General features: G+C 69.1%; 7 protein-coding genes. All 7 read right to left on the reverse strand.

Annotated elements, in window-relative coordinates:
* Positions 1-95 precede the first annotated feature (95 nt).
* The 7 genes from QQG74_RS20575 to QQG74_RS20605 all read right to left on the reverse strand — a co-directional run bounded on the left by QQG74_RS20575 (position 96) and on the right by QQG74_RS20605 (position 8,296).
* Positions 96-1,856, reverse strand: coding sequence for an ABC transporter ATP-binding protein (locus QQG74_RS20575; RefSeq protein ID WP_341716402.1), 1,761 nt, complete (start codon positions 1,854-1,856; stop codon positions 96-98).
* A complete protein-coding gene (locus QQG74_RS20580; protein WP_341721298.1) occupies positions 1,853-3,511 on the reverse strand; it encodes an ABC transporter ATP-binding protein in 1,659 nt (552 codons plus the stop codon). Before QQG74_RS20580 ends, QQG74_RS20575 begins: the two co-directional genes overlap by 4 nt.
* 186 nt (positions 3,512-3,697) lie before the next feature.
* Complete coding sequence (locus tag QQG74_RS20585; protein ID WP_341716403.1) at positions 3,698-5,011, reverse strand: aspartate aminotransferase family protein; 1,314 nt, start codon at positions 5,009-5,011, stop codon at positions 3,698-3,700.
* A 23-nt stretch (positions 5,012-5,034) separates the two neighbouring features.
* Entirely contained in the window at positions 5,035-5,286 is a 252-nt protein-coding gene (locus QQG74_RS20590) for an acyl carrier protein (protein WP_341716404.1), read from the reverse strand.
* A complete protein-coding gene (locus QQG74_RS20595) occupies positions 5,286-6,221 on the reverse strand; it encodes a 3-hydroxyacyl-CoA dehydrogenase NAD-binding domain-containing protein (protein ID WP_341716405.1) in 936 nt (311 codons plus the stop codon). The genes QQG74_RS20590 and QQG74_RS20595 overlap by 1 nt, the downstream gene beginning before the upstream one ends.
* Complete coding sequence (locus tag QQG74_RS20600) at positions 6,218-7,045, reverse strand: LLM class F420-dependent oxidoreductase (RefSeq protein ID WP_341716406.1); 828 nt, start codon at positions 7,043-7,045, stop codon at positions 6,218-6,220. The genes QQG74_RS20595 and QQG74_RS20600 overlap by 4 nt, the downstream gene beginning before the upstream one ends.
* A gap of 42 nt (positions 7,046-7,087) precedes the next feature.
* Entirely contained in the window at positions 7,088-8,296 is a 1,209-nt protein-coding gene (locus tag QQG74_RS20605) for a hypothetical protein (RefSeq protein WP_341716407.1), read from the reverse strand.
* Positions 8,297-8,471 lie beyond the last annotated feature (175 nt).

Consider the following 8,471-nt stretch of genomic DNA (forward strand, 5'->3'; position numbering starts at 1 on the left):
CTTGTGCGGTGCCGAAAGGGCTGGCACCGGCCCACGCAACGCCCGACCCTGGGTGGGCGTTGCGGTGACGCCCGATCCCGGACGGGCGTTCCGGTCTAGTCGGTCCCGTTCCAGGACCGCCACAGCGCCGCGTACGCGCCGTTGGCCGCGACGAGTTCGTCGTGCGTCCCCAACTCGGTGATCCGGCCGGACTCCACGACGGCCACCCGGTCCGCGTCCCGAGCGGTCTGTAGCCGGTGCGCGATGGCGATGACGGTGCGGTCCTCGCGGACCACGGCCATTGCCCGCTCGGCGTGCCGGGCCGTCGTCGGGTCCAGCAGCGCGGTGGCCTCGTCCAGGATCACCGTGTGCGGGTCGGCGAGCTCCACCCGGGCCAACGCCAGTTGCTGCGCCTGGGCCGGGTCCAACTCGACGCCACCCGCCGCCACCAGCGTGTCCAGTCCATCGGGCAGCTCACGCACCCAGTCCGCCTCCACCCGCGCGAGCGCGGCCAGGATGGCCTCGTCGTCGGCGTCGGGCGCGGCCATGATCAGGTTGTCCCGCAGCGTACCGATGAAGACGTGGTGTTCCTGGGTGACCAACACGATGCGACTGCCCAACTCGCCCGCCGCGGCAAGATCTGCCACCGGCACCCCGCCGACCCGCACCGATCCGGACCGCGGCGTGTCAAGGCCAGCGATCAACCGACCCAGCGTGGACTTGCCAGCACCGGAGGGACCGACAAGCGCCAGCCGCTCGCCCTGCCCCACCGCCAGGTCGACGCCGTGCAGCACATCGTGGTCGTCGACGTAGGCGTAGCGCAGGTCACGCACCTCGATCCGGTCGTCGGCGGGAACGTCGACCCGGGCTGGCGCCGCCGACTGGACCAGCCCGACCCCCTTGATCCGGGCGAACGACGCGCCGCTGCTCTGCAACTGCTCCATCCACGACAGGATGCGGTCCAACGGGTCGACCAACTGCCACATGTAGAGGCTGCCGGCGATCACCGCGCCCAGGCTGATCGTGCCGTTGAGGTACCCGAGCCCACCGGCAAGCAGCACCAGGGCCATCGGCAGGAAGTGCGCGAATTCCGTGACCGGGAAGAGGATGGAACGCAGGAACAGGGTGCGTCGCCGCGCCCGGTAGGACTGGTCCACGGCGTTGTCCGCATCACGGATCCGGCGCTCGCGCAGGTCGAACGTTTCCACGGTGCGGGCGCCCTCGGCCGTGGTGGCCACGATCTCCGCCACGTCGGACGAGGTCTCGCCCTCGACCAGGTACGCCGCCCGCGCTCGAGCCAGGTACCAGCGGGTCACCCACCAGATGAGCGGAGCACCGACCAGCGCACACAACCCGATGAGTGGGTGCAGTACGAAGACCGCGACGTAGATGAAGAGCGCCTGCACGGCGGCGAGGAACACGTCCGGCGCCGCGTTGCGCAGCGTGGTGCCGACCGTGGCCACGTCGGAGGTCGACCGGATCAGGAGATCGCCCGTACCGGCTTCCTCCACCACCCGGATCGGCAGCCCGAGCGCCCGATCCACCACCTCGCTGCGGAGCCGGGCCAGGGCCCGCTCGCCGAACCGGTGCGAGAAGTACCGGGCGTACCGGGTAAGCACCAGTTGGGCCACGGCGCAGCCGACCACGATCAGGGCCAGCCGGTCCACCGCCGCGACGGTGGCGGTGCCGTCCTCGATCCGGTTGACGATCTGGCCGAGCACCCATGGACCGGCCAGGCCAGCCGTGGAGGCCAGGCCGGTGAGGAGCACGACGGACACCAACGCCCGCCGGTCGCCACGGAGCAACTCCCACGTTGCCCGGCGTACCTGCGCCCGGTCCGCGATCGGCAGCCGCGATCCCCTGGCCGTCCCGCTCATGCGTGCGCCCCGTTCGGGACCGACACCGACTGGTCGACCGGATCAGCGTCGGCCCCTCGGTACACCAGGGCCCGGTAGCCCGGCTGCTCGGAGATCAGTTCGGCGTGTGTGCCGACCGCGACGACCTTGCCGGCGACCAGGTAGCAGACCTGGTCCGTCCGGTCGAGCAGCAGCGGTGACGTGCCGACCAGCAACGTGGTGCGGCCTTGCCGGGCAGCACGGACCCGGTCGGCGATGGTGGCCTCGGTGTGCGCGTCCACCGCGGATGTCGGCTCGACCAGCATCAGCACCTCCGGGTCGGCGAGCAACGCGCGGACCAGTCGCAACCGCTGTCGCTGGCCGCCGGATAGGTTGCGTCCCTGACCCGCCAGGTGCGCGTCGAGGCCCTCCGGCAGAGCCTCGATGATGTCGTTCGCCGCAGCCGTCCACACCGCCCGTTCGATCTCCTCGGTCGTTGCCACGGCGCGGGCCGAGACGGCCTCGCGGATCGGGCCGGCGAACAGATGCGCGTTGTTGTCGGCGACCAGAATCCGCCGGCGCACCTCGGTCAGCGACAACTCGGTGAGCGGCACCCCGCCCCAGGTGACCGCCGAGTCCACATAGCGACCCATTCGGTCCACCACCGCCCGGACCTCGTCCGAACGCGCGCCGACCAGGGCCGTCATCCGGCCTGCGGGTAGCCGCAGACCCGACTCGGGATCGAACAGCTCGGCTGGTCCGCTCGGCGCCGGCACGGCCACCGCGGCGTCACGCACCTCCGGGGTCAACGTCAGGATGTTCACCACCCGACGGGCGGCCACCAGACCGCGAGGCAGGTCATCGGCACCCTCCATCAGGAACGTCACCGGCACCAGCAGCGCCGCGACGTAGCCGTACACCGCCACCATCTCGCCGACGGTGATCGACCCGCTGGTCACCATTCGCGCCGCCACCCAGGTGACCGAAGCCAGGAACAGCACCGGCAGCCCGCTGCCGGCAGCCTGCACCCAACTGGTAAGCGCGCCGACCCGGTAGCCGGTGTCCCGCACGTCGGTGGACATCGCGTGGTACCGACCGGCGAACGTCGCCCGCCCGCCGATACCGGAGAGCACTCGCAGCCCGGAGACGATGTCCCCGGCGCGCGCGGTGAGCGCTCCCTGCTGCTGCCGGTAGGTGGATTCGACGCCGCGCAGTCTGTTCAACAACGGCCCGACGACCACGGCCAGCACCGGAACGCCGAGCACCACCAGGCCCGCCAGCACCGGCGAGATCGTGAACAGCAGCACCGCGATCGCCACGTACGCGACCACCGCGCCGACTCCCGGACCGGTGATGGTCAAGGTCTGGGCGATCACGCTGATGTCGCCGGCCTGGAGATAGGTCAGCTCGCCGACCGACACCCGCCGGGACAATGTGGCCCCCAGCGCGGTCATGTGCCGCATCACCACCTGGACCGTCCGGTACGCGGCGTCCACCCGGACCATCGTCATCGTCCGGTGCCGCAGCAGCCCGAGGAGCGCGATGGCGGCGCCGAGCACGACGAGCACCACTACCCAGAACACCAGCCGCGACGTGTCCCGGGCCCGCAGCCCCTCGTCGATGGCGCGGGCCAGCACATATGGGGGCAGCATGAGCGCACACATCCAGAGGCTGCCCCAGAGGGCACCGCACAGCACCCGCCCGGGCTGCATCCGGACCAGCCACCACAGAAAGCGCCAGGGAGCCCGATGGTCGGGCGAGCCGGGATCGGAGTAAGGCACCCGGCGGGTGAAAGTCTCGGCGGTTTCCTCGGTCACTACGCACGTCCTCCAGGATGTGAATGGCGCCAGCCGCGGTATCCGTGACGTACGGAATCCGCTACCTCACGACAGGTGCGCATCGCCGATTGACAATACTTCGTCGAGGATCGACAAACCTTCTCCGATTTCCTCGTCGAGGATGTTGCACGGCGGCGCGACGTGGAGCCGATTGGCGACAACCATCGGCCACAACCCCTTGCTACGACAGGCGGCCACGATGGCGTGCATCGGGTCCGCTCCGGTATGGCCCGCCGAGCGGTCGCCGAGCGGTCGCCGGGTGCCCTGGTCGCACACCAGCTCGATTGCCCAGAAGGCACCCAGGCCGCGCACGTCGCCGACGCACGGATGTCGCCTGGCGAGTTCGGCCAGGCCGGGGCCGAGCACGTCGCGGCCGACCCGGGCCGCGTTCTCCACCACACCCTCCGCACGCATCGCCTCGATCGCAGCGACGGCCGCGGCGCAGGCGAGCGGATGCCCGGCATAGGTCAGACCGCCCGGATACGGCCGGTCGTCGAACCGGACGGCCACCTCCTCGGTGATCAGCACGCCCCCGAGTGGCACGTAGCCGGAGTTGACTCCCTTGGCGAAGGTGAGCAGATCGGGACGCACCGCCCAGTGGTCGACGGCCAACCAGCGCCCGGTCCGGCCGAAGCCACACATCACCTCGTCCGCGATCAGCAGGATGCCGTGCTCGTCGCAGAGTCGCCGCACCCCGGCCAGGTAGCCGTCGGGCGGGACGAGGATCCCGGCCGTTCCCGGCACCGGCTCCACCAGCACCGCGGCCAGCGTCTGCGGGCCTTCGGCGTGGATGACCTCGGCCAGATGCCGCAACGCCCGGCGACACTCCTGCTCGGCACTGCTGGCGTCGAACGGCGACCGGTACGGGTAAGGGCCAAAGAACCGGGCCACCCCGGCGGCGCCGGTATCCACCGGCCAGCGGCGCTGGTCACCGGAGAGATGCAGGGCGGTCTGGGTGCCGCCGTGGTACGAGCGGTAGGCCGTCAACACCTTCGGTCTCCCGGTCACCAGGCGCGCCATCCGCACCGCGTGCTCGTTGGCCTCTGCGCCGCCGCCGGTGAAGAAGACCTTGTTGAGCTGTCCCGGCAGCAGGCCGGCGATCAACCGGGCCGCCTCCGACCGCTTGTCGTTCTCGAAGACGGGCGCGACGGTGCAGAGCCGCTCGGCCTGCGCCCGGATCGCGGCCACCACCCGGGGGTGCTGGTGGCCGATGTTGAGGTTCACCAGTTGCGAGGAGAAGTCGAGATACCGCCGCCCCTGGTCGTCCCAGAAGTACGACCCGGTGCCCCGGGTCACCGTCAACTGGCTGACGTCGCCCTGCGCCAGCCAGGGATGAAACACGTGCGCAGCACCGTCCACCGCGAGCGACTCCCGTGTCGTCGTCAGGCCGCCGCCGCCGACTTCGCCTCCACCAGCCGGGCGATCGCCTCGATCGACTGGAAGTTCTCGATCTCCAGGTCACTTGACTGGACCTCGATCCGGAACTCCTTCTCCACGAACGCGACGAGCTGCATGGCGAACAGCGAGTTGACGTAGCCAAGCTGGAACAGGTTGTCGTCGTTCCGCAGCTCGTGGGTGCCGAAGTGCGGCTCCAGGAATTGGCGCACCCGCGCCCGCGCATCGTCCCGCGTCATCAGCTCTTGTCTCCGTTTCCGTCGATCCGATAGTCGTAGAAGCCCTGCCCGGTCTTGCGGCCGAGCAGCCCCGCGTCGACCATCCGGCGCAGCAGGGGCGCCGGACGGTACTTGGAGTCGTTGAAGCTGTCGTACATCACGGTGATCGAGTTCAGGATCGTGTCCAGCCCAATGAGATCGGCGGTTTCCAGCGGCCCCATCTTGTGCCCGAAACAGCCCTTGAAGATGCGGTCGACGTTCAGCGCCGAGGCGACACTGTCCTGGACGCAGAAGACCGCCTCGTTGATCGTCAACATCAGCACCCGGTTGGTGACGAAGCCCGGTAGGTCGTCGACCACGACCGGCTCCTTGGCCAGCCGCGTCAGCAGCCCGGTGGCCACCGCCATGGTCTCGTCGGATGTGTGGTGGCCGCGGATCACCTCCACCATGCGCATGAGCGGTACCGGATTCATGAAGTGCATCCCGACGAGCCGGTCCGGCCGGCCGGTGACCGCCGCCAGTCGGGTGATCGGGATCGCCGAGGTGTTCACCGCGAACACCACCTCCGGGGCGCAGATCCGGTCCAACTCCTGGTAGAGCCCGCTCTTGATGTCCCAGTTCTCGGTGACGTTCTCGACCACGAAGTCGACGTCCGCCAGCTTCGCGACGTCGGTCTCACACGTGATCCGTCCGAGCACGTCGGCATCCGGCCCGACTCGGCGTACGCCGGTCAACAGTGGCTGGGTCCGCAGGTCCGCTGCTATCTGGCTGATCGCGCCGTGGAGCTGCTCGGCGCTCGTATCGACAAGCACGACATCCATGCCCTTTTCGGCGACCGCCTGGGCCACCCCGCGACCGATGGTGCCGGCCCCGACCACGCCTACCTTCTTGCTGTCCATCCGCCTCGCCTCATGGCTCGTGACTGCCTGCTGTCCCACCGGTCGGCGACTCGTCACCGTGACGAGGCCGTGTCGACCAGTCGCGCCTTGTTCATGTCGTCCCGAAAGTCGAGCCAGTCGCGCACGGGTGCCGGGTCGAACCGGGGTGACTGCGCCACCAGCGTGAAGAACCGGGTGCCGGCCTCCAGCAGCCCCTCGCCGACCTCGTCCGGACCGCGTCGGAACACCCGGGTCGAGCGCTCGATCGCGCCCGGGTCCCGGCCCACCTTGGCGCACCACTCGTCCAGGACGCGGTGCTTGTGGGCGAGGACGGCCGCGTCACCGAAACCGTGCCAGATGTCCGCGTGCATCGCGGCCAGCCGCAACGTCTTCTGCTCGCCGTTACCGCCCACCAGGATCGGGATCTTTCTGGTGGGCGGCGGGTCGAGGCGCTGCCAGCGGCGCTCGATGCGGCGCAGTCCTTCGCCCAACGACGCCAGTCGGCTGGCCGCAGTGCCGAACTCGTACCCGTACTCGTGATAGTCCCGTTCGTTCCAGCCGGCACCGATACCCAGGAACAGTCGGCCGCCGCTGATGTGGTCCACGGTGCGCGCCATGTCGGCAAGCAGGTCCGGGTTGCGGTACGAGTTGCACGTCACCAACGGCCCGATCGTCACCTTGGAGGTGGCCTCCGCCCAGGCACCGAGCATGGTCCAGCACTCGTAGTGCGCGCCGTCGGCGGGACCATAGACTGGAAAGAAGTGGTCCCAGTTCATCAGCACGTCCACACCGAGTTCCTCGTACATCGCCGCGGCTCGCCGAATCTCGGCGTAGCTGCAGTACTGCGGTTGGATCTGCACACCGATACGCACCGGGTACGTCGCATAAGGCAGTTCGGACACAGCGGGCTGCTCCCCTCGAAGGGCGACAGGTGGTGGGGTAGGTCAGGCGCGGGCCACCGGCAACCGGTCACGTACCGCCGCCGGCCACCCGGCGGGGTCCGTGCCGTGCTGGCAGCAGAACGCGTACGTCAGCCGCTCCAGGCCGAACCCCGCGCACGCGGTGCTGACCGGCTCGCCGTCCGCCCCGCTGATCTCCATGCTTTCGCTGAAGAATCGATCGTGGTAGTTGAACGACGCTATTGCGCTCGATCGACCTTGCGCCACGTCGGCCCGCAGCTCGTACTTGAGCTGAAGCAGGCGCTGCGACATGACCTTGTCTGGCGTGTCGTCATCGCAGAAGAACGGGTCGTTGCCCACCTCGCACCAGCCGGTCAGGCCGATCTCCGTAACGAACTGGAACACGTCGGCCATCAGCTCTTCCCTGGCGCGCAGGACGAACTGCCGGTCGCCGAGGAAGACGACCTCCCGGATCGTGAAGTCCCACAGCCGTTCCAGCGAACGCGCGTACCGGGACTCGAATCGGAACGACTTGCCCTTCGCGGTGATCACCCGCTGCCCTTCCGCGTCGAGCGAACGGCCGGCGAGCTGGTGGAAAGTGTGGAAGCACATGGTCGGTGGCAGGCAGTAGTCAACGTCCGTGCAGTGACCGAGCAGGGCGTCAGCCATCCGCTCGCCGCGCTTGGCGCGGGCGACCACCGCACGATAGACATCGGTGTCGCTGTGCAGCCGGGTGACGAACATCAGGAACTGCGGGAACGAGTTGAAATAGCCCACCTTCTCCAACACGCTGGTGGGCAGCAGCGTCGGATAGCGGTACTCGACGGCGCCGAACCGCGCGTCGACCAGATCGGTGATCGCCGCGTCCAGGGCGTCCATCAGCGCCATCATCGTTCGGTCGAGGACCACCTGACCCTCACCCGCCTCGCTGACCCGCCCCTGTGCCAGCAGTTGGTCGTAGACGTCGGGCAGGTTCGCCGGTCGTTCACCGGCCGAACGCCAGATCACCCGCTGCGGCGTGAGCCCCCGGCCGGCCACGTCGGTCTCCACGAGGTCGGCGACCTTGCGGCGCAGGGCGTCGCTGTCGCCGATCGGCCCGGCCGACATCAGCACGATCTCGTGCAGACGGTCGCCGTGCTCCACGATTGTGAAGTCCACGATGTCCGGCGACACGAAGAACAGTCGACGTTCGATCTCCGCGCGGTACTCACTGCCGATCGGCGAACGCAGAGCCACCCGGGTCTGGACTACCATGCAGCCTCCAGCGGTTTGACGGATCAGCATGGCTCGACGATCGGTACGCGGGCACGGTCAACCAGCGACGATCGTCTGAGCAGGAAGCGTGAGGGATACGCCAGCGGCGTCAACCCGGGCGAGCGCGCCGGACAAACGCGGGCAAACAAAATGCTGACATGAAATGCCAGCGTGC

This window comes from Micromonospora sp. FIMYZ51 (assembly GCF_038246755.1).
Taxonomy (GTDB): Bacteria; Actinomycetota; Actinomycetes; order Mycobacteriales; family Micromonosporaceae; genus Micromonospora.